Here is a 23,480-nt window from a genome sequence, read left to right as displayed (position 1 = left end):
CCCCGGACCGCTCGCGCGATCCGGGGTTCCGTGCTTCGACAGCCGTCCGGCTACGGTCAGTCGCCGGAGCCGGGGGTGGTCTTGGCGATCTGCATCAGGAACTCGGCGTTGCTCTTGGTCTGCTTCATCTTGTCCAGGAGCAGCTCGATCGCCTGCTGCGAGTCGAGCGCGTGCAGCACCCGGCGGAGCTTCCAGACGATGGCCAACTCCTCGCTGCCGAGCAGGATCTCCTCCTTGCGGGTGCTGGAGGCGTCCACGTCGACGGCCGGGAAGATGCGCTTGTCCGAGAGCTTCCGGTCGAGCTTGAGCTCCATGTTGCCGGTGCCCTTGAACTCCTCGAAGATCACCTCGTCCATGCGCGAGCCGGTCTCGACCAGCGCGGTGGCCAGGATGGTCAGCGAGCCGCCGTTCTCGATGTTGCGCGCGGCGCCGAAGAACTTCTTCGGCGGGTACAGCGCGGTCGAGTCGACACCACCGGACAGGATGCGGCCGGAGGCCGGCGCCGCCAGGTTGTAGGCGCGGCCGAGGCGGGTGATCGAGTCCAGCAGGATGACCACGTCGTGGCCCAGCTCCACCAGGCGCTTGGCGCGCTCGATGGCCAGCTCGGCGACGGTGGTGTGGTCCTCGGCCGGGCGGTCGAAGGTCGAGGAGATGACCTCGCCCTTCACCGACCGCTGCATGTCGGTGACCTCTTCCGGACGCTCGTCGACCAGGACGACCATCAGGTGGCACTCGGGGTTGTTGTGGGTGATCGCGTTGGCGACCGCCTGGAGCACCATGGTCTTGCCGGTCTTCGGCGGCGCGACGATCAGACCGCGCTGGCCCTTGCCGATCGGCGACACCAGGTCGATGATCCGGGTGGTCAGCACGCCCGGGTCGGTCTCCAGGCGCAGCCGCTCCTGCGGGTAGAGCGGGGTGAGCTTGTTGAACTCGGGGCGGCCGCGGCCGCTCTCCGGGTCCATGCCGTTGACGGAGTCCAGGCGCACCATGGCGTTGAACTTCTCGCGGCGCTCGCCCTCGCGCGGCTGGCGCACCGCACCGGTGATGGCGTCACCCTTGCGCAGGCCGTTCTTGCGGACCTGGGCGAGCGAGACGTAGACGTCGTTCTGGCCCGGCAGGTAGCCGGAGGTGCGCACGAACGCGTAGTTGTCGAGGATGTCGAGGATGCCCGCGACCGGGATCAGGACGTCGTCCTCGCCGACCTGCGGCTCGGCCACGCCCGCGGCCTCGAAGCCGTCACGGCCACGACGGCCGCGGCGGTCGCGGTAGCGCCCGCGCCGGCCGCGGCGGCCCTCGCCGAACTCGTCGTCCTCGTAGCCGCCCTGCTGCTGGGCCTGCGGCTGCTGGGTCTGCTGGCCCTGACGGCCCTGCTGCTCGGCCTGGCCGCCCTGCTGCTGGCCGCCGCCCTGCTGGGGCTGGCGGTCGGCGCGCTCGCGGCGGTTGCGGCGGTCGCGGCGCGACTCGCGGCTGTCGCCGTCCTGGGCCTCGCCGCCCTCCTGGCGGTCGGTGCGCTCGGTGCGCTCGGTGCCCTCGCGGCGGTCACGGCGCTCACGGCGGTCACGGCGCGACTCGCGGCCGTCCTCGCGGCCCTCGAAGCCGCGGGTCTCGGCCGGGCGGGCCTCGGCCTGCTTCGGCTCGGCGACCGCGACGGTGGCGGGCTCGGCGGCGGCCTCGGCGACCGGGGCGACGGGCGCGCCGGCGGCCGAGGTGGCCCGGCGGCGGGTGCGCTCGGTACGGGCGGGCGCGGCGGTCTCCGCGGCGGCCTGGACCGGGATCTCGATCTGGGCCTGCGGCTCGGCGGCGGCCGGGGCCTCGGCCTTGGCGGCGGCGGCCTTGGTGCGGCGGGCCGGCTTCTCGGCCGGGGCCTCGGCGTCCGCCTTGGCGGCGGTGCGCTTGGCGGCCGGGGCGGTGCCGCCGGCGGCGAGCAGCGGGTCCCCGCCGCTCTTCTCCTTGATGGTCTCGATCAGCTGGCTCTTGCGCATGCGTCCGGTACCGGTGATGCCAAGGTCCGCGGCGAGCTTCTGGAGCTCGGCCAGGACCATGCCGTCCAGGCCCGCGGCGGCACTGCGGCGGCGCCGCGCCGGAGCAGCGGGGGCGGCGGCTGCGTCCGACGCCTCTGCGTCCGGGCGCGCGCCCATCAGATCGGTGGAGTCGCTCACTAAGGGTCCTTCCCTGGAGCGGACGTCGGCCTGTCTGGCTCGGCGACCGGTTGTGCTGTCCTGACCAACGCTCGACTGCGTCGGTCCGAGGCGGTGATCCCTCGAATGGCGGGAGCCTGTCGAGAGAGGGTTACGTGCGAGGTGCGGTGCGTGAAGCACGGTGGTGCTGAGTGGCGCGTGGGCCGGTCGTGTGTCGACCTCCCCTGAGGGCGTAACCCCCACGCTTCCTGCGAATCCCGGGCCCCCGTCGCGTGACGGTGGCCCGTGCTCCGCCCGTCCTGGCCTCAGGTGGGAGGCTGCGGGTGGGAGTCAGGTGCCGTCACGGCTTCGGGATGCGGCCGCATGTCGCGCAGGCAGGCTGCGTACGCGCTGCGGTGGGCTCCCGGAGAATCGTCGCCCCGTGCATCGCCGGGACTCCACTGCCGTGGAGCGCTGGGATCGGGACGCGGCGCACCTAGCCCCGGAGGGCACCTGGTGCAGCAATGAGGTTAACACTACCGACCCCCTCAGACATTCCCCAGCCTTGCGCTTGCCAATCGTGTCCGTCGGACCCGGCTCGGCAGGGTGCCGGCGCCGGGTCCCGAGCGGCCCGTTCGGGCTGCTCAGACGTCCAGCGGGAGCACGACGGCCCCGGTGCGGTCGACGTCCAGCCGGTGCGCGGCGAACGCCGGGTCGCCGCCGTGGCCGTGGTGTCCGGCGAAGGAGAGCACCTTGTCGGCGCCCGCCTCGTCGGTGAGGGCCAGGACGGTCGGACCGGCGCCGGAGACGACCGCCGGGAAGCCCTCGGCGCGCAGGGCGCCGACCAGCGCGGCGCTGTCCGGCATGGCGGAGGCGCGGTAGTCCTGGTGCAGCCGGTCCTCGGTGGCGGCGAGGAGCAGTTCGGGGCGCCTGGTCAGCGCCTCCACCAGCAGTGCGGAACGGCCCGCGTTGACGGCCGCGTCGGCCAGCGGGACGGTCTTCGGCAGCAGTCCGCGCGCGGTCTCGGTGAGCACCTCGCCGGCCGGCACGAACACCACCGGGACGACCTGCTCGGACGGCTCCAGCACGACCGCCTTGGCCGACTCCTCGTCGGTCCAGGCGATGGTGAAGTTGCCGCGCAGGCAGGCCGCGACGTTGTCGGGGTGGCCCTCCAGCTCGGAGGCGAGGGCCAGCAGCGCGTCGTCGTCCAGCGCGGACCGGCCGCCGATGGTCACCGCGCGGGCGGCCACGATGCCGGCGCAGATGGCGGCCGAGGAGGAGCCGAGGCCGCGGCCGTGCGGTATCCGGTTGGCGCAGACCACTTCGAGGCCGCGGGGCTGGCCGCCGAGCCGGTCGAAGGCGGCGCGCATCGAGCGGACCAGCAGGTGGCGCTCGTCGCGCGGCAGCGTCTCGGCGCCCTCACCGGCGATGTCGACGGAGAGGCCGGAGTCGGCGACCCGGACGACCACGTCGTCGTACAGACCCAGCGCGAGCCCGAAGGCGTCGAAGCCCGGGCCGAGGTTGGCGCTGGTCGCGGGAACCCTGACCCGGACGGCGGCGGCACGGAACGCGGGACCGGCCATACGGTGGACTCTCCTGGGGTAAATCGGGCGGCGCGGAGCGCGTCGTCGGTGCGAGGGTGGGAACGGACCGCGGCCCCTCCGGGGGGCGGGCGGTCGCGGTGTCGGCGCGGCCCGGACCCGCCGGGCCCGGGGCATGTGCCACACGGCCGAAGCCAGAGTATCGAAGAGAGGTTCCCGAGCGGTACACCCCGTGGGCCTTCGATCTGGTGTGTTGCCGTTCTGGCCGGAAATGCTCACCCCTCCCCGTCGACGGGAGGGGTGGAAAAGGATCGCAATGCGGAACCCAATGGACACAAAAGTGTCAGGGGGGAACTCCGACGGGCCGACCCTCGAAAGGGTCGGCCCGTCGGGGCGTCAGGACCCTTTACCGGTCGAGCAGTCCGAGGCTGCGGGCGGCCGCCTCCGGGTCGATCGGGACGATCTGCGGCTGCGGCGCGCCGGCCACCGCCCAGTCCGGGTCCTTCAGGCCGTTGCCGGTCACGGTGCAGACGATCCGCTGGCCCGGGTCGACCAGGCCGGCCTCCGCCTTGGCCAGCAGACCGGCCACCGAGGCGGCCGAGGCGGGCTCCACGAAGACGCCCTCCTGCGAGGCCAACAGCCGGTAGGCGGACAGGATCTGACGGTCCGTCACCTTGTCGATGAGGCCGCCGGACTCGTCCCGCGCGGCGAGCGCGAAGTCCCAGGAGGCCGGGTTGCCGATCCGGATCGCGGTGGCGATGGTCTGCGGCTTGAGCACCGGCGCGCCGTCCACGATCGGGGCCGAGCCGGAGGCCTGGAAGCCCCACATCCGCGGGGTGCGGGTGGCGAGGCCGTCGGCCGCGTACTCGCGGTAGCCCTTCCAGTACGCGGTGATGTTGCCCGCGTTGCCGACCGGCAGGACGTGGATGTCCGGGGCGTCGCCGAGCATGTCGACGATCTCGAAGGCCGCGGTCTTCTGGCCCTCGATCCGCACCGGGTTGACCGAGTTGACCAGCGCCACCGGGTACTTCTCGGACAGTTCACGCGCAAGGGTGAGGCAGTCGTCGAAGTTCCCGTCGACCTGGAGGATCCTGGCGCCGTGGACCAGCGCCTGGCCCATCTTGCCGAGGGCGATCTTGCCCTGCGGGACGAGCACCGCGGAGACCATCCCGGCCCGCACCGCGTACGCGGCGGCGGAGGCCGAGGTGTTGCCGGTGGAGGCGCAGATGACCGCCTGCGCGCCCTCCTCCTTGGCCTTGGAGATGGCCATCGTCATCCCGCGGTCCTTGAAGGAGCCGGTCGGGTTGGCGCCCTCGACCTTGAGGTAGACCTCGCAGCCCGTGCGCTCGGAGAGCACCTGGGCGGGGACCAGGGGCGTGCCGCCCTCCAACAGGGTGACCACCGGGGTGGCCGCGGTGACCGGCAGGCGGTCCCGGTACTCCTCGATCAGGCCGCGCCACTGGTGGGTGTGCGCGCCTCGGACGACGTTCTCGGCAACGGCGTTCATGGCTGGTTCCTTATTCCCCTTCGACCCGCATGATGCTGGCCACGTCCCGCACGCTGTCCAGCGCGCGGAGCTTGTCGACCGTCGCCGACAGCGCGGCGTCGGTGGCACGGTGGGTGACCACGACGAGCGAGGCGTCGCCGTCGCGGCCCTGCTGGCGCACGGTGTCGATGGAGACGCCGTGCTCGGCGAAGACGGATGCCACCTGGGCGAGCACGCCCGCGCGGTCGTCCACGTCGAGGCTGACGTGGTAGCGGGTGACCACCTCGTCCATCGGCTTGGCCGGCAGCCGCGTGTACACCGAGTCACCGGGGCCGGTGGCGCCGGCGAGCTTGTTGCGGCAGACCGCGACCAGGTCGCCGAGCACCGCGGAGGCGGTCGGCGAGCCGCCCGCGCCGGGGCCGTAGAACATCAGCCGGCCGGCCGCCTCGGCCTCGACGAACACCGCGTTGTACGCCTCGCGGACGGAGGCCAGCGGGTGCGACAGCGGGATCATCGCCGGGTGGACGCGCGCGGTGACGGACTCGCCGTCCGCGGCCCGCTCGCAGATCGCGAGCAGCTTGACCACGCAGCCCATCTCCTTGGCGGAGGCGATGTCGGCCGCCGTCACCTCGGTGATGCCCTCGCGGTAGACGTCCGCCGCGGTGACCTTGGTGTGGAAGGCGATGCCGGCCAGGATCGCGGCCTTGGCGGCGGCGTCGAAGCCCTCGACGTCGGCCGTCGGGTCGGCCTCGGCGTAGCCCAGCGCGGTGGCCTCCTCCAGCGCCTCCGAGTAGCCGGCGCCGGTGGTGTCCATCTTGTCGAGGATGAAGTTGGTGGTGCCGTTGACGATCCCCAGCACCCGGTTGACCTTGTCCCCCGCGAGGGACTCGCGCAGCGGGCGCAGCAGCGGGATCGCGCCCGCCACCGCGGCCTCGTAGTACAGGTCCACCCCGGCCTCGGCGGCCGCGGCGTGCAGCTCGGTGCCGTCCTTGGCGAGCAGCGCCTTGTTGGCGCTGACCACCGAGGCGCCCTGCCGGAAGGCGGACAGGATCAGCGATTTGGAGGGCTCGATGCCGCCCACCACCTCGACCACCACGTCGATGTCGCCCCGGTTGACCAGGGCCTCGGCGTCGGTGGTGATCAGGTGCTCGGGGACGCCCGGGCGGGTCCGCCCGGCCCGGCGGACCGCGATCCCGGCCAACTCGACCGGAGCGCCGATGCGAGCGGCGAGGTCGTCGGCCGTCGTCGTCATGATGCGCGCCACCTCGGAGCCCACCACACCACAACCCAGCAACGCCACCTTCAGCGGGCGCGTACGCATCATCCGACTCCGCTCTGCATTCTTCTGCTTCGGTAATTTCCGGCGGGTTTTCCTGGACCGCCGGGAACTTCGGTCTCTACCAGTCTCGGGGACTTTCCGTACGGATCTACGGTCGTTCCATGATCTGAGACGAGGATTTCGTCATCCGATATCCAGACGCAGGAGATCCTCCTCCGTCTCGCGCCGGACGATCACCCGCGCCGCACCGTCCCTGACGGCGAGCACGGGGGGCTTGAGGGCGTGGTTGTAATTGCTCGCCATCGACCGGCAGTAGGCGCCGGTGGCGGGCACCGCGATCAGGTCGCCCGGGGCCAGGTCGGCCGGCAGGAAGGCGTCCCGGACGACGATGTCGCCGGACTCGCAGTGCTTGCCGACCACCCGCACCAGCATCGGCTCCGCGTCGCTGGTGCGCGACACCAGGGCCACCGAGTACTCGGCGTCGTACAGCGCGGTGCGGATGTTGTCGGACATCCCGCCGTCCACGCTGACGTAGGTGCGCAGGCCCTCCAGCGGCTTGACGGTGCCGACCTCGTACAGCGTGAACGCCGTCGGGCCGACGATCGCCCGGCCCGGCTCCACGCTCAGCCGGGGGGCGTCCAGGTTCGCGGCGGCGCACTCGCGGCGGACGATGTCGGCCAGCGCGGCCGCGATCTCGGCCGGCTCGCGCGGGTCGTCCTCGCTGGTGTACGCGATGCCGAGGCCGCCGCCGAGGTCGATCTCGGGCAGCTGGACGCCGTGCTCGTCACGGATCCCGGCCAGCAGGCCGACCACCCGGCGGGCGGCCACCTCGAAGCCCGCCATGTCGAAGATCTGCGAGCCGATGTGCGAGTGGATGCCGCGCAGCTCCAGGCTGTCGTGGCCGAGCACCCGGCGCACCGCCTCGGCGGCCGCTCCCCCGGTGAGCGACAGCCCGAACTTCTGGTCCTCGTGCGCGGTGGCGATGAACTCGTGGGTGTGCGCCTCGACGCCGACGGTGATCCGGATCAGCACCCGCTGGCGCACGCCCTGGCGGGCGGCGATCGCGGCCAGGCGCCCGATCTCCTCGTAGGAGTCGACCACGATGTGCCCGACGCCGGTCTTCACCGCGTGCTCGAGCTCGTCCGCCGACTTGTTGTTGCCGTGCAGCGCGATCCGCTCCGGCGGCATCCCGGCGGCCAGGGCGACCGCCAGCTCGCCCGGGCTGCACACGTCGAGGTTGAGGCCCTCCTCGTGCAGCCAGCGCACGACGGCCTTGGAGAGGAACGCCTTCCCGGCGTAGTAGACGTCCGCGCCGGTGCCGAAGGCGTCCCGCCAGGCGCGCGCCCGGGACCGGAAGTCCTCCTCGTCCAGCACGTAGGCGGGGGTGCCGAACTCGGCGGCCAGCCGCTTGACGTCGATGCCGCCGACGGTCGCCACGCCCTCGGCGTTCCGGGCGACGGTGCGCGACCAGACCTTGGGGTCGAGCGCGTTCAGGTCGGCGGGCGGGGCCTGGTAGTGGCCCTCGGGCAGGACGTCGCCGTGACGGGGGCCTGCCGGGTGTGCGGAGCGACTCATCTTCGGAGATCCTTCGAGACCTATGGCGAGGGGCGGCGACGGTCCACGTTGACCGTCAGCCGCCCCCGCCGTGCGCTTGGGGGTGGTGCCTACATCCGCTCGGGCGCCGTCACGCCCAGGAGCGTGAGTCCGTTGGCGAGCACGGTGCGCGTCGCCTCGACCAGCCAGAGGCGGGCGCGGTGCGTGTCGGAGAGCTCCTCGTCGCCCTTGGGCAGGAACATGCAGTTCTCGTACAGGCGGTGGTACTTGCCCGCGAGGTCCTCCAGGTAGCGCGCGACCCGGTGCGGCTCGCGCAGCTCGCCGGCCGTGGCCAGCACCCGCGGGAACTCCGCGAGGTGGCCGAGCACGTCGGACTCCCACTCGGTGGCGAGCAGCTCGGGCTTGAACTGCTCGACCGTGCCCTTGTCCACGCCCAGCTCGGCGGCCTTGCGGGCCACGCCGCACATCCGGGTGTGCGCGTACTGGACGTAGAAGACCGGGTTCTCGTTGGTCTGGCTGGTCAGCAGGTTGATGTCCAGCGTGATCGTCGAGTCCGTGGAGGAGCGCGCCAGGGTGTAGCGGGCGGCGTCCACGCCGATCCACTCGATCACGTCGTCGATCGTGATGATGTTGCCGGCCCGCTTCGACATGCGGACCTCTTCGCCGTCGCGAAGCATCTTCACGAACTGGCCGATCTTCACCTCGATGTTGTGGTCCATGTCGTCGCCCGCGCAGGCCGCGATGGCCTTGAGGCGGTTGACGTAGCCGTGGTGGTCGGCGCCCAGCATGTAGAGCGCGACCTCGGCGCCGCGGTCCCGCTTGGACAGGTAGTACGCGGCGTCGGCGGCGAAGTAGGTCTTGTCGCCGTCGGCCTTGACCAGGACGCGGTCCTTGTCGTCGCCGAAGTCGGTGGTGCGCAGGAAGACCGCGTCGTCCTGCTCGAAGACGTGGCCCTGCTCGCGCAGCCGGTCGATGGCCTTCTCGACCGCGCCGGAGTCGTGCAGCGTCTTCTCCGAGAACCACACGTCGAAGTGGGTGCCGAACTCGTCCATCGAGCGCTTGATCTCGGCGACCATGAGCTTGAGGCCCTCGGTGCGGAAGACCTGGAGCTGCTCCTCCTCGGAGAGGTCGAGCACGCCGGGGATCGCGTCGGTGAGCGCCTTGGCGATGTCGACGATGTACTCGCCGACGTAGCCGTCCTCGGGCGCCGGGCGGCCGTTCGCGGCGGCCTGCAGCGAGGCGGCGAACTTGCCGATCTGCACGCCGGCGTCGTTGAGGTAGTACTCGGTGGTGACGTCGGCGCCGGAGGCCCGCAGCACGCGCGCCATCGAGTCGCCGACGGCGGCCCAGCGGACGCCGCCGATGTGGATCGGGCCGGTCGGGTTGGCGGAGACGAACTCCAGGTTGATCCTCAGGCCCTTGAGGGCCTCGTTGCGGCCGTAGGCCTCGCCCGCCTCGACGACGGTGCGCGCCAGCGCGCCGGCGGTGGCGGTGTCCAGGGTGATGTTCAGGAAGCCCGGACCGGCGATGTCGACCTTGGCGACGCCGGTGATCCCTCGCAGGCGGTCGGCCAGCAGCTCGGCAACGGCTCGCGGCGGCTTGCCGGCCGCCTTGGCGAGCTGGAGGGCCACGTTGGTCGCGTAGTCGCCGTGGTCCCTGTTCTTGGGCCGTTCGACCGTCACGTGCTCGGGCACGGCGACGGCCAGCTCGCCCGCCTCGACGGCGGAGCTCACTGCGGCCTGGATTGCCTGGGAAAGGTCTGCGGGGGTCACGACGCCAAGCGTAGGCGAGACGGGGTACCCGCCCGCCACCCGGTTTACCGGTTGAGACGCCGGTGCGCCGTGGTTACCGGGTCTCAGCCGCGATCCGTCCGCTCTGTTCGCTCAGGGCGAACTGCGTCGGACGGGCCGGCACGGCGCCCGCCGGACGGCCCGGCGGACTGTTCCGCGAGCCCCATCAGGCGCCGGACCAGGGCCACCAGGTCGGCCGGGTCGAAGGGCTTGCCGAGGTAGCCGTCCACCCCGACCGTCTCCCCCAGGTCGAGGTCCGCCGGGGTGCAGGCGCTCACGATCGCGATCGGCAGCCGGCTGGTGTCCGGGGTCGCGCGCAGCCGGGCCGCCGTCCGCAGGCCGTCCAGCCTCGGCATCACCACGTCCAGCGTCACCACGTCGGGCCGCACCCGGCGGACGACCTCCAGGCACTCGGCGCCGTCGGCGGCGGTCACCACCTCGAAGCCCTCGAGCTCCAGGTTGACCCTGATCAGCTGGCGGATCACCTCGCTGTCGTCCACCACGAGGACCCGCCCGGACACTCCCGACACCTCACCGAGGGTATCGGCGGCCCCGCCGCCCCGTCCGGCCTTTGGGCACTTCCGCCCCCACCCGGCACACGGCCCGATCCCCGGGTCGATCCCCGGGTCGATCCGCCGCCCGATTCGCGGGCCGGACGATCTTCGGGGAAACCCGTGCACGGACCACCGCCGGAGCCTGGTACTGTTCTCACGTCGGAAGCGCGAGCGACCGACAGGCCAACAGGCCCCCGTAGCTCAGGGGATAGAGCACCGCCCTCCGGAGGCGGGTGCGTAGGTTCGAATCCTACCGGGGGCACTTCGCAGGAAGTGCAAGTCAGGCCCAGATCAGTGGAGTTGATCCACGGATCTGGGCCTTTGTCGTATGCGGACGCGCGACCGGGTCCGGGCCCGGGTGGAGCCGGGTCCGGGCCCGGTGCCTCAGGAGGCGGCCGCCTCGGCCTGGGTGTACAGGTCCGCGATGGTGTGGTCGAAGAGGGCGCTGTACGAGATGTCGTCGGTGTCGCCGCCCTGCTGGTAGCCGCCGATCGCGCCGATCACGTCGCCGGTGGCGGTGTTGATCCACGGGCCGCCGCTGGTGCCGCCCGGGTAGGACGGGCAGTGGACGACCCGCTGGTAGGCGCTCTGCTGCCCGGTGGTGTTGGTGCACAGGACGGGCGCCTCGGCGTCGGCGGGGTAGCCGTAGAGCCGGACGGTGGCGCCGAACGGCTCGTCGGTGCCCAGCCGGTTGCCGCCGACCACGTCCTCGACGTTGCGGCCGTTGCTGGGGGCGGTCTCCAGGATCGCGAAGTCCTCGTCCTCGTCGCCCTTCTGGGACCAGCCGGCGGTGGTGTGGATCGCGGTCACCCGCCAGGTGCCGTACGGGGCGGAGCCGTCGCGGTAGCCGGGGGCGAAGGTGACGCCGTCGGTGCTGCTGAGGCAGTGCGCGGCGGTCAGCAGCAGGTTGCCGGTGGCGCTGTGCAGCACGCTGGCGGTGCAGAAGTGGTCGCCGGCCGTCGGCGTGCCGCTGAACAGCGCGCCGACCGTCCCGGTCTCACGGTCGCCGGCCGGCGCCGGGGCGGTGGTGCCGAGCGCGACGTCGGCGGCGGTGGTGGTCGGGGCGGCCGGCGCGGCGGCGGGGGTGGCCGTCGCGGTGGCCGTCGGGTCGGCGGTCGGCGCCGCGGAGGGCGTGGGGGCCGCGACCGGGGCGGGCGGGGCGACCGCCGCCGGGTCGGCGGCCGGGACGGGCACGGCGGCACGGGTGCTGCGGGCCGCCTTCCCGGCGGCCGTCGTGTCGGACAGGTCCAGCCCGTGCGTCCCGGTCAGCACCGCGGCGACCGCCACCGCGGACAGCGCGGTGAACAGGGACGGGGCCAGGAGTCTGCGGCGGCGCGAGCCCTCGCGGCGGTGCTTGCCCATGCCTGTCTCTCCTGCCGGGGCGGTCGGTGGCGTCGTTCGGTGAACGACTATGGCGCCTCAGCCTGGAAAGGGCGTGACCGGCTCCTTGGAGCTCGATGAGAAATACCGTCAGCGCGTCAGCACCGCGTCCAGTTCTGCGGCTCCGACGAAAGCGGTGTGCGTCCCGGCGGCGGTGCAGGCGAAGGCCCCGGCCACCGTACCGGCCCGGGCGCAGTCCAGCGGCGGGCGGCCCTGGAACCAGGCGTACAGGAAGCCGGACACGAAGGCGTCCCCGGCGCCGTTGGTGTCCACCACCGGACGGCCCGGGTCGACCGCCGGCAGCCGGCGCGGCGCCGGGTCGTCCCGGGTGAGCAGGTGGCAGCCCTCGGCGCCGGCGGTGGCGACGACCACCCGCGCGCGCCCCTCGGCGAGGATCGCGCGCATCACCTCCTCGTGCCGGCCGCGGCAGCCGGCCACCGAGAGGAAGACCAGGTCGGAGCCGAGCGCGTAGTCGCGGTGGTGCGGGTCGGCGCCGTCCCAGTCGTGCAGGTCGGTGGAGGTGGTGCGGCCGAGGCGGTGCAGGTCGCCGTACATGTCCCGGTTGACGCCGGTGATGGACAGGTGGACGTGCCGGCTGCGCTCGGCGTACGGCAGACAGAAGTCGCGCGGCAGCCGCAGGTCGGCGGGGTGGCGGCCGTCGAAGAAGGAGAACCGGCGGCCGGCCGGGTCCACCAGGTTGACCCCGCGCGGGGTGCCGTACGGGCTCACCAGGTGCGCGAAGTGCAGTCCGTGGCGCGCGTAGTGGGCGCGGACCAGGTCGCCCTGGGGGTCGTCGCCGAGGAAGTCGATGAACGCGGTGCGCAGGCCGAGGTGGTGGGCGCCGAGGGCGACGCCGTTGCCGGTGTGGCCGACGTAGTCCCGCACCGGCTCGACGAACCGCGAGTCGCCGGGCGGGAGTTCCAGCCGCTCGACCCGGACGATGGTGTCCACGCCGCTGCCGCCGACGACGAGCAGGTCGAACTCGGGCGCTGTGGCACTGGACGGCACGGTCTCGGGCAGCACGGCGGCGCCTCCTTGGTCCCTGGGCAGTGCCCAGGAGTCAAGCAGGCGCCGGAGGTTGACTGCAAGGACTTGCTGCAAATTTCAATCGGCGGGTGGCCGCTCCGGACCCGCCTCGGCCCGGACCTCGGCCCCGCTCTCGACGTTCGCCCGGACGTCGGCCCGGGCCACGGCCCGCGGGCTCGGCCGCCCGTCCACCGCCCGTACGGCGGACGCCGATGCCGCCCCGCCCTCGACGACGGTGGCCTCGACGGCGGTGGCCGCGACCGGCGTCGGCCGGTGGTCGATCATCAGCACCGCGACCAGCGCGGCCGCCAGCAGCACGCCCATCGCCACCCAGGTCGCGACGACGTAGCCGTGTACCGCGCCCTGGGCGCGCACCGCCGGGTCGGCGGCGATCCGGGTGGCCAGGAAGCTCGCGGTGGCGCTCGCGGCGACCGTGTTCAGCAGCGCGGTGCCGACCGAACCGCCCACCTGCTGCGCCGAGTTGATGGTGGCCGAGGCCGCGCCGGCCTCGTTCGGGGCGACCCCGAGGGTGGCCAGGCTCATGGCCGGCATGAACACCAGGCCCATGCCGAAGCCGATCAGCAGTTCGGCGGGCAGCACCATGCCGGCCCACGGGCTGTCCACCCGCATCTGGGTCAGCCAGGCCATGCCGCCCGCGGCGAGCAGCAGGCCGGGGCCGATCAGGTTCCGGGACGGCACCCTGGTCATCATCCGGGCCGCGAAGCCCGTCGAACTCAGCACGATGGCGACCGTCATGGGCAGGAAGGACAGGCCGGACACGATCGGCGAGAAGTGCTTGATGGCCTGGAGGTAGTAGGTCAGGAACAGGAAGAGGCCGAACATGCCGACCATCGCCAGGCCCACCGAGAGCGCGCCGCCGCCGCGGTTGCGGTCGGCGACGATGTGCAGCGGCAGCAGCGGGTGCGCGGTGCGCCGTTCGACCAGGACGAACGCCGCGAGCAGCGCCACGCCCAGGACCAGCGGGCCGATCACCAGGCCGTCGCCCCAGCCCCTGGTCACGGCCTCGGAGGTGCCGTAGACGATCGCCAGCAGGCCGCCGCAGCCGAGCAGCGCCCCGGGCAGGTCCAGCCGCAGCCGGCGGCCCTTCCCGACGTGGTCGCGCTTCAGCACGTTGAAGGCCGCGAAGGCGGTGACGGCGGCGATCGGCACGTTGACGAACAGGCACCAGCGCCAGTCCAGGTACTCGGTCAGCAGGCCGCCGGCGATGAAGCCGATCGCGGAGCCGCCGCCGGCGATCGCGCCGAAGATGCCGAAGGCCGTACTGCGCTCCCGCGGATCGGAGAAGGTGGTGGAGAGCAGCCCCAGCGCGGAGGGGGCGAGCAGGGCGCCGAAGGCGCCCTGGAGGGCGCGGGCGCCGAAGAGCATGGCGGGGCCGACCGCCGCACCGCCGAGGGCGGAGGCGAGGGCGAAGCCCAGCAGGCCGACGGTGAAGACGCGCTTGCGGCCGAAGAGGTCGCCCAGCCGGCCGCCGAGCAGCAGCAGGCCGCCGAAGGCCAGCGTGTAGGCGGTGATCACCCACTGCCGGTCGGCGTCCGAGATGCCCAGGTCCCGTTGGGCGGACGGCAGTGCGATGTTCACGATGGTGATGTCGAGCACGATCATGAGCTGGGCGGTGGCGATGACGGCCAGCGCCCACCAGCGGCGGCGGTCCGCGTCCTCATGACCGGCGACGGTTCTCGCAGTCACTGGTCGAGCCTTCCGGAGTGGGGCGGAGAGGTCACGCAGTCGCCTTCCAGCCAAACCCCGCTCCGGACGGATGGCAAGGAAAAACCTCACCAAATCAGACCTTCGGGACAAAAGAACCAGGCCCCCGGGACTGCGGACCGAGTCCCGGGGGCCTGGTTCCACGGCTCGCGCCGCGTGGTGGCTCAGAGCGCCGAGAGCTCCTCGACCAGGTCGTCCAGCCCCAGCGAGCCCTGCGAGAGCGCCGCCATGTGCCAGGCCTTGAGGTCGAACTCCTCGCCGCGCGCCTCGTGCGCCGCCTTCGCCGCCGCCCGGCCGCGCAGCCAGGCGCGCTCGCCCAGCTTGTAGCCGATCGCCTGGCCGGGCAGGCCCAGGTAGCGGACCAGCTCGCTGTCCAGGAAGTCGGCGGACAGGCCGCAGTACAGGCCGAAGAACTCCCGGGCGTGCTCCGGGGCGACCGGCTCGCCCGGCCGGTACGGGGAGTCCGCCGGGAAGTCCAGGCCCACGTGCATGCCGATGTCGACGATGACCCGCAGCGCGCGCATCATCTGCGCGTTGAGGTAGCCCAGGCGGTGGCCCGGGTCGGTGAGGTAGCCGAGCTCGTCCATCAGGCGCTCGGCGTACAGCGCCCAGCCCTCCAGGTTGGCGCTCACCCCGCCGAGGCTCACCTGGTAGGTGGAGAGCCGGTCGGCGACGTAGTTCCACTGCGCGAGCTGGAGGTGGTGGCCCGGGACGCCCTCGTGGTACCAGGTGGAGACCAGGTCCCAGACCGGGAAGCGGTCCCGGCCGACCAGCGGCAGCCAGGTCCGCCCGGGACGGCTGAAGTCCAGCGAGGGCGCGGTGTAGTACGGCGCGGCGGCGCTGCCCGCCGGGGCGATCCTCGACTCGACCCGGGTGACCGGCTCGGCCAGGTCGAAGTGGGTGCCCTGGAGGTCCCGGACGGCCTGGTCCATCAGGCCCTGGAGGTACTCCCGGGCGGCCTCGGCGCCCTCGATCGCCGGGCCGTCCGACTCCAGCCAGCGCATCGCCGCGAGCGGACCCGCGCCCGGCAGGACCTTCTCGGCCTCGGTCTCCATCTGCGCCAGCAGGTCGTGGAACTCGCTCCAGGCCCAGGCGTAGGCCTCGTCGAGGTCCAGGTCGGCACCGGTCCAGTAGCGCACCCAGCGGACGTAGCGCTCCCGGCCCGCGGTGTCCGGGGCGCCGGCCGCGGCCGGGCCGTACACGTCGCGCAGCCAGTCCCGCAGCTCCGCCAGCGCCTCGGCGGCGGCCACCGCGTGCTTCGACAGCTCGGGGTGCAGACCCTCCGGCGCGCCCTGGACGAAGGTGCCGAACCAGGCGCCGGGCACCCGCTCGGCGGCGGGCGCGTCCTCGCCCAGCCACTCGGCGAACTGCCCGAGCACCGTGGCCACCTGGCGCGGGCCGGACAGCAGGCCGCGCTCGACGCCCTCCGTCAACGTGCGCCGGTACTGCGCGAACGCCTCCGGGAGCCGCGCCATCCGGCGGCCGATCACCTGCCACTCGGCCTCGGTGTCGGTGCCCATCAGGGTGAAGGACTCCCGCACGTCGTGCACCGGGGAGCCCAGGTTGCGCAGCGAGCGGAAGTTCTCCCCCGCCTCGTGGACGGCGAGTTCGGCGGTCAGCCGCTCGCGCAGCAGCCGGGCGCAGCGGCGCTCCGCCTCGTCGTCGGCGGCACCGGCCCGCTCGGCCTCGTCGAGCTTCGCCAGGGTGCGGCGGGCGAGGTCGGCGACGGCCTCGGGACCGGCCGGGGAGAGGTCGGGAAGCCGGTCGTCGTCAAGGTTGAGACCGAGGTACACCGCGGTCAGCGGGTCGAGCTCGGCCAGTTCGCGGACGTGGTCGTCGGCGATGCGGCGAGGGGTGGCGCCGTCGGCGGTGATCAGTTCTTCACGCATTCGGACATCATTTCGTGGCGCGGCAGCTTTGCAACCCCTTTGCGAGCCGGGTTCGCCTGCGAAAATCCGTTCGGCGCGACCGGATCCGATCCGTCCGGCGCCCATTACGCTTGGCCGCCATGGAAGCCAGCCCCGCCCCGGCCGCACCCGAGCCGCGCCCGCGCCGCACCGGCTACCGGCGGCTGCCGGTCCAGCAGCGGCGCGAGCAGCTGATCGCGGTCGCCCTGGAGCTGTTCGCCTCCCGGCCGCCCGAGGAGGTGGGCCTGGACGACGTCGCCGAGGCCGCCGGGGCCTCCCGCCCGCTGGTGTACCGCTACTTCGCGGGCGGCAAGCAGCAGTTGTACGAGGCCGCGCTGCGCACCGCGGCGGACGAGCTGAGCAGCCGCTTCGCGCTGCGGCTGAGCGGGACGCCGTCCGAGCAGCTGTCGGCGGTGCTGGACGGCTACTTCGCCTTCGTGGCCGAGCACGACGCGGGCTACTCGGCGCTGCTGCGCGGCGGTTCGGTGGTGGAGACGGCCCGCACCTCGGCGATCGTGGACGACGTCCGGCGGGAGGCGCTGCGCCGGACGCTGCGCCACCTGGGCGTGCGGGAGGCCGGGCCGCGGCTGACGCTGCTGGTGCGCTCCTGGATCGCGGTGGTCGAGGGCGCGTCGCTGAGCTGGCTGGACGAGGGGCGCGCGCTGCCGGTGGCGGAGCTGCGCGACTGGCTGGTGGACCAGTTCACGGCGATGGCGGCGGCGACGGCGCTGCACGACCCGCAGACGGCCGAGGTGCTGGCGGGGGTGCTGGCGCTGGAGGGGCCGCGGCCGGAGCGGGCGGAGCGGCTGCGGGCGGTGCTGGGCGGCGGCTCCTAAGGCGGCGCGGCCGCACCCGAGCGGTCCCGGCGCCCCTCCCGACCCCCGTGCCAAGGGTCGGGGCGGCCTGCGTGATTACGCCTTGCCGAGCACCTGGCGCTGGCGGCCGAGCCCGTCGACCTCGATCTCGACCACGTCGCCCGGGGCGAGGTACGGCGTGCCGGGGCGGCCCAGGGTGACCCCCGCCGGGGTGCCGGTGATGACCACGTCGCCGGGCTCCAGCACCATGAACCGGCTCGCGTAGCGGACCAGTTCGAGCACCGGGAAGACCATCTCCGCGGTGCTGCCGTGCTGCCGCCGCTCGCCGTTGACCCACAGCCGCAGGGTCAGCGCCTGCGGGTCGGCCACCTCGTCGGGGGTGACCAGCCAGGGCCCGAGCGGGGTGAAGGTCTCCGCCGACTTGCCCTTGTCCCACTGGCCGCCGCGCTCGAACTGGAAGGCCCGCTCGGTGACGTCGTTGGCGATCGTGTACCCGGCGATCACCCCGGCCGCCTCGGCGTGCGAGTCCAGGTAGCGGGCGGTGCGGCCGATCACGACGGCCAGCTCGGCCTCGTAGTCGGTCTTCTCGCCGCCGCGCGGCACCAGCACCTCGTCGTACGGGCCGACCACGGTGGAGCCCGGCTTGAGGAAGATGACCGGCTCGGCCGGGATCGCGGCCCCGGCCTCGGCCGCGTGGTCGCGGTAGTTGAGCCCGATGCCGACCACCTTGCTCGGCCGGGGCACCGGTGCGCCCACCCGCAGGCCGTCGAGGTCCAGCACCGGCAGGACGCCGGCGGCCGCGTCCCGGGCCAGTGCGGCCGGGTCCAGCCCGGCCAGGAAGGCCCCGTCGAGGTCGCGGGTCCGCCCCGAGAGGTCGTACGCGGTGCCGTCCTCACCCAGGACGACCGGGCGCTCGGCGCCCGCGGGTCCGACGCGCAGGAGCTTCATCGATCCGTCACCAGCCTTTCGTCGCAGCTCACCGGGGCGGCCCGGAGGCCGCTCCCGAGTCCGGCAACGAGGTATACCAACGCGCCGGGGCGGCGGGCCAGACCGTCCCGATGGGCGAAATCCTCCCGGTTGGCGCTCCGGCCGCCGCCCCGGCTCGGCGGCCCGCACGGTTGACACCCGCCGGGCCGGCCGCGCGGCGGCGGCTCAGCCGTCCTGCGCGCCGCCGCCGAGCAGCGCCGCCAGGGCGACGGCCCGCGGCCGGCCCGGGCCGAGCCGGGCGGCCTCCCGCTGCCAGTACGCGAGGTCGCGCCGGGCGTCCGCCCGGGCCTCCGGGGTGGCGCCGGGCACCTGGGCCAGTTCGTCCAGCAGGGCGGCGGCCGCGCCCGGGCTGCCGTCCCGGGCCACCCAGAGGGCCAGGTCGTGGCAGGTGCGCAGGGTGCGCGGGTCCTCCGGGCCGCAGATCCGGGCGAAGTCGGGGACGAGCGCGGTGAGGATCTCCACCGCCTCCGCGGCCTCGCCGGCCTCACCGTGCCGCCAGGCCCGGTCGGCCCGCCGGCGCAGCTGCTCCGGGCTGGGGTCGTCCGGGCGCAGCATCCCGGGCCGGATGGCGCGCAGCCGCTCCAGCACCTCGGCGGCGCCGGCCGGCCGCTGTCCGGGCCGTTTGGCGAGCAGTTCGGCGACCAGCCCGGCCAGGGCCGGGTCCTTGCCGCGCACCCGGGGCGGGACCTCCTCCAGGTGCTTGTACATGTACTCGGCGGCCGAGGCGGCGCGGAAAGGGCGGGTGCCGGTGCAGACCTCGTACAGCATGATGCCGAGCGCGTAGAGGTCGGCCCGGCCGTCCACCGGGCCGCCGGACCAGCACTCGGGCGCCAGGTACGGGACGGTGCCGACCACGTTGCCGGTGGAGGTGAGCCGGACGGTCTGGGTGACCAGTCGGGCGATGCCGAAGTCCAGGACCTTGGCCCGCTCCCCGTCCTCCACGATCATCACGTTCTCGGGCTTGATGTCCCGGTGGACGATCCCCGAGCGGTGCGCGGCGTCCAGCGCCTTGCACACGTGCCGCATCCAGCGCAGCCCCTGCTTGTGGTCCGGCCGGCCGTCCTTGAGCACCTCGGACAGCGCCCGGCCGCGGACCAGCTCCATCACCAGGTACGGGATCTTCCCGGAGCCGGACTCCGTCCATCCGTAGTCGTACACGGTGACGATGTGCGGGTTGTTGAGGCCGCCGGCCGTCCGGGCCTCGCGGACGAACCGGCTGACCGCCTCCCGGTCGGTGGCGTGCTCGGCGAGCAGCACCTTGACCGCGACCGGCCGGTCGATGGTCGTGTCGGTCGCCCGCCAGACCACGCCGAAGCCGCCCCGGCCCAGCTCCTGCTCCAGCCGGAAGCGGCCGCCGAGCACCTCGCCCTTCTCCATTCCCTCCCCCAACCCGACCGCGCCCGCTCGGCGTTCGCCGCCGGAGGGGTCGGAGGGGTCACCATAGCGGCGGGCGGGGACGAACGGGTGAACGAGCCGGGCCCAACTCCCATGGCTACGGCTTGGGCAGTCCGGGCGGGTTGATCTCGGAGCTCTTCACGGCCTCGTTGTCCAGGCCCCAGCGCTTGAGCACCTGCCCGTACGTGCCGTTCCTGATCACCTCGTCGATCGCCCCGTTCAACGCCTTGACCAGGCCGTTGTCCTTCCGGGTGGTCGCCGCGATCTTGCCGAGGACGTCCGCGCCGCCGCCCGAGTAGGTGCCGACGACCTCGGTCTCGCCGGTCTGCACGGCGTGGAAGGCCAGGCTGGGGTTGGGGCCGGTGTAGACCTCGATCCGGCCGGAGGAGAGCGCCAGGTAGTACTCGGTGCCCTGGAAGTACTTGATGTCGATCGGCTTGAGGCCGTTCCTGACGTTCTCCTCGCTCCAGGAGACCAGCAGCTTCTCCTGGTTGGTGCCGGTGGCGACGCCGACCGTCTTGCCCGCGAGGTCCCTGGGGCCGGTGACCTTGAGGCCGCCGCCCTTCTTCGCCTCGAAGCCCAGGACGTCCAGCCGGTAGGTGGCGAAGTCGTACTTCTCCTTGCGCGCCTCGGTGACGGTGATGTTGGACAGGCCCACGTCGTACTTGCCGCTGTCCAGGCCGACGAAGATGTTCTCCCAGGAGACCGGGTTGAACTCGACCTTGAGGCCGAGCACGTTGCCGATCAGGAGGGCGAGGTCCGGTTCGACGCCGATGATCGTCTTGTCGTCGTTGGCGTAGAAGTCCAGCGGCGGGGTGGAGCCGATGGAGTCGACGACGCTCAGCGTCCCCTTCCGTCTGATCTCCTCCGGGACCAGAGCGGCGATCGCGTCGACCTTGGGCGTGGTGACCCGTTCCTGGTTCGGCGACAGGTTCACCACCGTGCCGTCCGGCGCGGTGCTGCCCTTGGCCGGGGCGAGCTCGCCCGCCGCGCCCGTGGCGCCGCTGCCGCAGCCGGCCAGGACGAGGGCTGCGGTGAGCGCGGCGGCGGTCACGAGGGCGCGACGGGGTAGGGACATGGCGGAACTCCTGCTCGGTGAAGGGGGGTTGGGGAAAGAGGGGGTCAGAGGACCTTGGCCAGAAAGGCCCGGGTGCGCTCGTGCCGCGGCCGGTCCAGGACCTCGGCGGGCGGGCCCTGCTCGACCACCACGCCGCCGTCCATGAAGACCACGGTGTCGGCGACCTCGCGGGCGAAGCCGATCTCGTGGGTGACCACGATCATCGTGGTGCCGCTGCGGGCCAGGTCCTTGATGACGTCCAGCACCTCGCCGACCAGCTCCGGGTCGAGCGCCGAGGTCGGCTCGTCGAACAGCAGCACCTTCGGCTCCAGCGCCAGCGCCCGGGCGATCGCCACCCGCTGCTGCTGGCCGCCGGACAGCTGCCGGGGGTAGGCGGCGGCCTTGTCGGCCAGCCCGACCCGCTCCAGCAGCGCCAGCGCCGTCGCCCTGGCCTCGGCCCGGGGGCGGCGCAGCGCGGAGACCGGCGCCTCGACCAGGTTCTCCAGCACGGTGAGGTGCGGGAACAGGTTGAAGTTCTGGAACACGAAGCCGATGCCGGTGCGCTGGCGCAGCACCTCGCGCTCCTTGAGCTCGTACAGCCGGTCGCCGGAGCGGCGGTAGCCGATCAGCTCGCCGTCGATGGCGACGTGGCCGCGGTCCAGCTTCTCCAGGTGGTTGATCGCGCGCAGCAGGGTGGACTTGCCGGAGCCGGACGGGCCGAGCACCACGGTCACCGAGCCGGCCGGGACGTCCAGGTCGACCCCGCGCAGCACCTCCAGCCGGCCGAAGGTCTTGTGCAGGCCGCGGACCTGCACCATCGGGGCGGCCGGGGTCGGGGCAGCCGGGCTCGGCTCGGGCTTCGTCAGGGTGGTCACGACTGTCCTCCGGGGGTACGGGCGGCGGCGGGCCGGGTGCGGTCCGGCAGGCTCCGGGCGAGGGCCCGGACGCGCTGCCACGGGGTGGGCGGCGGGGTGCGCTGGGCGCCGCGGGCGAAGTGGCGCTCGACGTAGTACTGGCCGACCGAGAGCACGGTGGTCAGCAGCACGTACCAGACGGTGGCGACCATCAGCAGCGGCACCACCCGGCCGGTGCGGCCGTAGACCACCTGGGCCTGGTAGAAGAGCTCGCCGATGGCCATCACGTAGACCACCGAGGTGCCCTTGAGCAGCGAGATCACCTCGTTGGCGGCGGCCGGCAGGATGCCGCGCATGGCCTGCGGCAGCACGATCCGCCGGCCCTGCCGCCAGCGCGGGATGCCGAGCGCGGCGGCGGCCTCGCGCTGGCCGGCGTCCACCGCGATGATGCCGCCGCGGATGATCTCGGCGGCGAACGCGGCCTGGTGCAGCCCGAGGCCGAGCACCGCCGCGCCGAGCGCGCTGAGCACGCCGACCGTCTCGACCTCGCCGAAGGTCGGGCCGAACGGGATGCCGATCCCGAACCGCTTGTACAGGTAGGAGAGGTTGAACCAGAACACCAGCTGGACGATCAGCGGGATCGAGCGGAACACCCACACGTAGGCCCAGGCGATGGAGCGCAGGATCGCGCTGCGGGACAGCCGCATCGCGGCCACCACGGTGCCCAGCAGGAAGCCCAGCACCGTGCCGTAGGCGGTGAGTTCGAGGGTCCGTCCGATCGCCCGGAGGATGGTGTCGGCGGTGAAGTAGAGCCGGAAGGTGGCCCAGTCCCAGCCGGGGTTGGTGGCCAGGCCGTGGGCGAACTGGGCGAGCACGACCAGCGCGGCGATCCCGGCGGCCCAGCGCCAGGGGTGCCGGGCGGGGACGGTGCGCAGGCCGGCCAGCCGGTCGAGGTCCAGGGCGGCGGCCGGGGCCGGCCGGCTGGGCGGGGCCGCGCTGGTCCCGGTGGTGGCGGTGGTGGCGGTGGTCATCGGGGGTCTCCTTCGCTCGGGCCGGCGCTCAGGCGTGCTCGGGCGGGCTGATCTGCGACTCCTTGATCGCCGACTCGGCGACCCCCCACTTGCGCAGGATCCGCTCGTACGTCCCGTCCTTGATCAGCTGGTTGACCGCCGCCTGGAGGGCCGGGGCGAGCTTCGAGCCCTTCTTCAGGGCGAAGCCGACGTCGAGGCGGTGGAACTCGTTGAGGAAGCGGGTCCCGGAGGCCTCCTGCGCGACCTGGTGGCGCAGGCCGTTGATGGTGGACATCTCGATGTCCACCCGGCCCTGCTGGAGGCTGGTCAGCAGGGCGCCGCTCTCGCTGAACGCCTTGACCTCGTACGGCTTCTTCCCGGCGTCGGTGCAGACGCTCTTCCGGCTGTTGAGGGTGGTCTCGAAGGTGGTGCCGGCGCCGGTGCCGATGGTCAGTCCGCACAGCTGGACCAGGTCGGTGACCGGCTGGATCGCGGTGTTGTCCTTCTTCACCGCGAAGCCCTGGCCGTCGTCGATGTAGGTGACGAAGTCGATGGTCTTCAGCCGGGCCGCGGTGACCCCGAAGTTGCCGGTGCCGACGTCGTACTTCCCGCTGTCCAGGGCGGGCAGGATGGTCTCGAAGGCGGCCTGCTCGCGCTGCACGGTCAGGCCGAGCAGCTTGGCCACCGCGTCGGTGAAGTCCACGTCGATCCCGGCGGGCCTCCGGTCGGCCTGGTCGGTGTAGAAGGCGCTGGGCGGCGTGCCGAAGGACGAGCCGAACCTGATCGTGCCGGCGGCGCGGACGTCCTCGGGCAGCAGCGCGGCGGCGGCCTGCGAGGTCCTGAGGCCGGAGACGAGGTCCTCGGTGGCGGCGGCGGACGGACCGCCCGCCGCCGCGCCCGCGATCTTCGGGTCCGAGCCGCAGGCGGCCAGGGCCAGGACCGGCAGCAGGGCGGCGGTCGCGAGCAGGCGGCGGCGGACGGTGCTGGTTCTCACGGGGGGCCT

Annotated in this window: 18 protein-coding genes and 1 tRNA gene; 2 read left to right on the top strand and 17 right to left on the bottom strand. The window is 73.2% G+C overall.

Features of this window, described 5'->3' with window-relative positions; translation table 11 throughout:
- Positions 1-56: 56 nt before the first annotated feature.
- The 7 genes from rho to ACFY4B_RS15560 form a co-directional block, all read right to left on the bottom strand.
- Entirely contained in the window at positions 57-2,159 is a 2,103-nt protein-coding gene (gene rho, locus ACFY4B_RS15590) for a transcription termination factor Rho (RefSeq protein WP_181970680.1), read from the bottom strand.
- Between the two features lie 602 nt (positions 2,160-2,761).
- Positions 2,762-3,700 carry a homoserine kinase gene (gene thrB / locus ACFY4B_RS15585; protein ID WP_049655887.1) on the bottom strand — a complete coding sequence of 313 codons (939 nt, stop codon included), beginning with the start codon at positions 3,698-3,700 and terminating at the stop codon, positions 2,762-2,764.
- 364 nt (positions 3,701-4,064) lie between these two features.
- Positions 4,065-5,165, bottom strand: coding sequence for a threonine synthase (thrC, locus tag ACFY4B_RS15580; protein ID WP_049655889.1), 1,101 nt, complete (start codon positions 5,163-5,165; stop codon positions 4,065-4,067).
- Between the two features lie 10 nt (positions 5,166-5,175).
- A complete protein-coding gene (locus ACFY4B_RS15575) occupies positions 5,176-6,468 on the bottom strand; it encodes a homoserine dehydrogenase (RefSeq protein ID WP_049655891.1) in 1,293 nt (430 codons plus the stop codon).
- 138 nt (positions 6,469-6,606) lie between these two features.
- Positions 6,607-7,998, bottom strand: coding sequence for a diaminopimelate decarboxylase (lysA, locus tag ACFY4B_RS15570; RefSeq protein WP_387822007.1), 1,392 nt, complete (start codon positions 7,996-7,998; stop codon positions 6,607-6,609).
- An 89-nt stretch (positions 7,999-8,087) separates the two neighbouring features.
- Positions 8,088-9,749 carry an arginine--tRNA ligase gene (gene argS, locus ACFY4B_RS15565; protein ID WP_049655895.1) on the bottom strand — a complete coding sequence of 554 codons (1,662 nt, stop codon included), beginning with the start codon at positions 9,747-9,749 and terminating at the stop codon, positions 8,088-8,090.
- Between the two features lie 83 nt (positions 9,750-9,832).
- Positions 9,833-10,288, bottom strand: coding sequence for a response regulator (locus tag ACFY4B_RS15560; protein WP_049655897.1), 456 nt, complete (start codon positions 10,286-10,288; stop codon positions 9,833-9,835).
- 223 nt (positions 10,289-10,511) lie between these two features.
- On the opposite strand from ACFY4B_RS15560, the gene ACFY4B_RS15555 reads away from it, so the two are divergent.
- Positions 10,512-10,583, top strand: a tRNA-Arg gene (locus tag ACFY4B_RS15555).
- 122 nt (positions 10,584-10,705) lie between these two features.
- Here ACFY4B_RS15555 and ACFY4B_RS15550 read toward each other — a convergent pair.
- From ACFY4B_RS15550 to ACFY4B_RS15535, 4 genes are all read right to left on the bottom strand, one after another.
- Complete coding sequence (locus ACFY4B_RS15550; protein WP_387968270.1) at positions 10,706-11,683, bottom strand: trypsin-like serine peptidase; 978 nt, start codon at positions 11,681-11,683, stop codon at positions 10,706-10,708.
- A 108-nt stretch (positions 11,684-11,791) separates the two neighbouring features.
- Positions 11,792-12,724 carry a carbohydrate kinase family protein gene (locus tag ACFY4B_RS15545; protein ID WP_387968268.1) on the bottom strand — a complete coding sequence of 311 codons (933 nt, stop codon included), beginning with the start codon at positions 12,722-12,724 and terminating at the stop codon, positions 11,792-11,794.
- Between the two features lie 81 nt (positions 12,725-12,805).
- Positions 12,806-14,350: an MFS transporter gene (locus tag ACFY4B_RS15540; protein WP_375876500.1), complete on the bottom strand. Its 1,545-nt coding sequence runs from the start codon at positions 14,348-14,350 to the stop codon at positions 12,806-12,808.
- A gap of 266 nt (positions 14,351-14,616) precedes the next feature.
- Positions 14,617-16,341, bottom strand: coding sequence for a DUF885 domain-containing protein (locus ACFY4B_RS15535; protein WP_049657741.1), 1,725 nt, complete (start codon positions 16,339-16,341; stop codon positions 14,617-14,619).
- Positions 16,342-16,460: 119 nt separating this feature from the next.
- Here ACFY4B_RS15535 and ACFY4B_RS15530 point away from each other — a divergent pair, with 119 nt between their 5' ends.
- Complete coding sequence (locus ACFY4B_RS15530) at positions 16,461-17,195, top strand: TetR/AcrR family transcriptional regulator (RefSeq protein ID WP_074001443.1); 735 nt, start codon at positions 16,461-16,463, stop codon at positions 17,193-17,195.
- A gap of 75 nt (positions 17,196-17,270) precedes the next feature.
- Here the strand turns inward: ACFY4B_RS15530 and ACFY4B_RS15525 are convergent, their stop codons facing one another.
- The 6 genes from ACFY4B_RS15525 to ACFY4B_RS15500 form a co-directional block, all read right to left on the bottom strand.
- Positions 17,271-18,122, bottom strand: a complete 852-nt coding sequence (locus ACFY4B_RS15525; protein WP_387968266.1) for a fumarylacetoacetate hydrolase family protein — start codon at positions 18,120-18,122, stop codon at positions 17,271-17,273.
- A gap of 204 nt (positions 18,123-18,326) precedes the next feature.
- On the bottom strand, positions 18,327-19,538 hold the full coding sequence (locus ACFY4B_RS15520; protein ID WP_387968264.1) for a serine/threonine-protein kinase: 1,212 nt from the start codon (positions 19,536-19,538) through the stop codon (positions 18,327-18,329).
- 115 nt (positions 19,539-19,653) lie between these two features.
- The gene (locus ACFY4B_RS15515; RefSeq protein ID WP_387821987.1) at positions 19,654-20,634 is read right to left on the bottom strand and encodes an ABC transporter substrate-binding protein; all 981 of its coding nucleotides are present in this window, start codon (positions 20,632-20,634) and stop codon (positions 19,654-19,656) included.
- 44 nt (positions 20,635-20,678) lie between these two features.
- Entirely contained in the window at positions 20,679-21,431 is a 753-nt protein-coding gene (locus ACFY4B_RS15510) for an amino acid ABC transporter ATP-binding protein (protein ID WP_387968366.1), read from the bottom strand.
- A 53-nt stretch (positions 21,432-21,484) separates the two neighbouring features.
- On the bottom strand, positions 21,485-22,498 hold the full coding sequence (locus ACFY4B_RS15505; RefSeq protein WP_079271885.1) for an amino acid ABC transporter permease: 1,014 nt from the start codon (positions 22,496-22,498) through the stop codon (positions 21,485-21,487).
- 28 nt (positions 22,499-22,526) lie between these two features.
- Positions 22,527-23,471 carry an ABC transporter substrate-binding protein gene (locus ACFY4B_RS15500; protein WP_387968262.1) on the bottom strand — a complete coding sequence of 315 codons (945 nt, stop codon included), beginning with the start codon at positions 23,469-23,471 and terminating at the stop codon, positions 22,527-22,529.
- Positions 23,472-23,480: the final 9 nt, after the last annotated feature.

Source organism: Kitasatospora sp. NPDC001261 (assembly GCF_042896795.1).
Classification (GTDB): domain Bacteria; phylum Actinomycetota; class Actinomycetes; order Streptomycetales; family Streptomycetaceae; genus Kitasatospora.
Note: the sequence above shows the minus strand (reverse complement) of the source record. Positions and strands in the feature narration are given on the sequence as shown.

Bases quoted from the DNA above. Each gene is read 5' to 3' on its own strand.
- ACFY4B_RS15540 (WP_375876500.1), bottom strand. From the start codon at position 14,350: ATGATCGTGCTCGACATCACCATCGTGAACATCGCACTGCCGTCCGCC.
- ACFY4B_RS15575 (WP_049655891.1), bottom strand. From the start codon at position 6,468: ATGATGCGTACGCGCCCGCTGAAGGTGGCGTTGCTGGGTTGTGGTGTG.
- ACFY4B_RS15530 (WP_074001443.1), top strand. From the start codon at position 16,461: ATGGAAGCCAGCCCCGCCCCGGCCGCACCCGAGCCGCGCCCGCGCCGC.
- ACFY4B_RS15520 (WP_387968264.1), bottom strand. From the start codon at position 19,538: ATGGAGAAGGGCGAGGTGCTCGGCGGCCGCTTCCGGCTGGAGCAGGAG.
- thrB (WP_049655887.1), bottom strand. From the start codon at position 3,700: ATGGCCGGTCCCGCGTTCCGTGCCGCCGCCGTCCGGGTCAGGGTTCCC.
- ACFY4B_RS15505 (WP_079271885.1), bottom strand. From the start codon at position 22,498: ATGACCACCGCCACCACCGCCACCACCGGGACCAGCGCGGCCCCGCCC.
- ACFY4B_RS15510 (WP_387968366.1), bottom strand. From the start codon at position 21,431: ATGGTGCAGGTCCGCGGCCTGCACAAGACCTTCGGCCGGCTGGAGGTG.
- thrC (WP_049655889.1), bottom strand. From the start codon at position 5,165: ATGAACGCCGTTGCCGAGAACGTCGTCCGAGGCGCGCACACCCACCAG.
- lysA (WP_387822007.1), bottom strand. From the start codon at position 7,998: ATGAGTCGCTCCGCACACCCGGCAGGCCCCCGTCACGGCGACGTCCTG.
- ACFY4B_RS15525 (WP_387968266.1), bottom strand. From the start codon at position 18,122: ATGAAGCTCCTGCGCGTCGGACCCGCGGGCGCCGAGCGCCCGGTCGTC.
- ACFY4B_RS15550 (WP_387968270.1), bottom strand. From the start codon at position 11,683: ATGGGCAAGCACCGCCGCGAGGGCTCGCGCCGCCGCAGACTCCTGGCC.
- ACFY4B_RS15535 (WP_049657741.1), bottom strand. From the start codon at position 16,341: ATGCGTGAAGAACTGATCACCGCCGACGGCGCCACCCCTCGCCGCATC.
- ACFY4B_RS15515 (WP_387821987.1), bottom strand. From the start codon at position 20,634: ATGTCCCTACCCCGTCGCGCCCTCGTGACCGCCGCCGCGCTCACCGCA.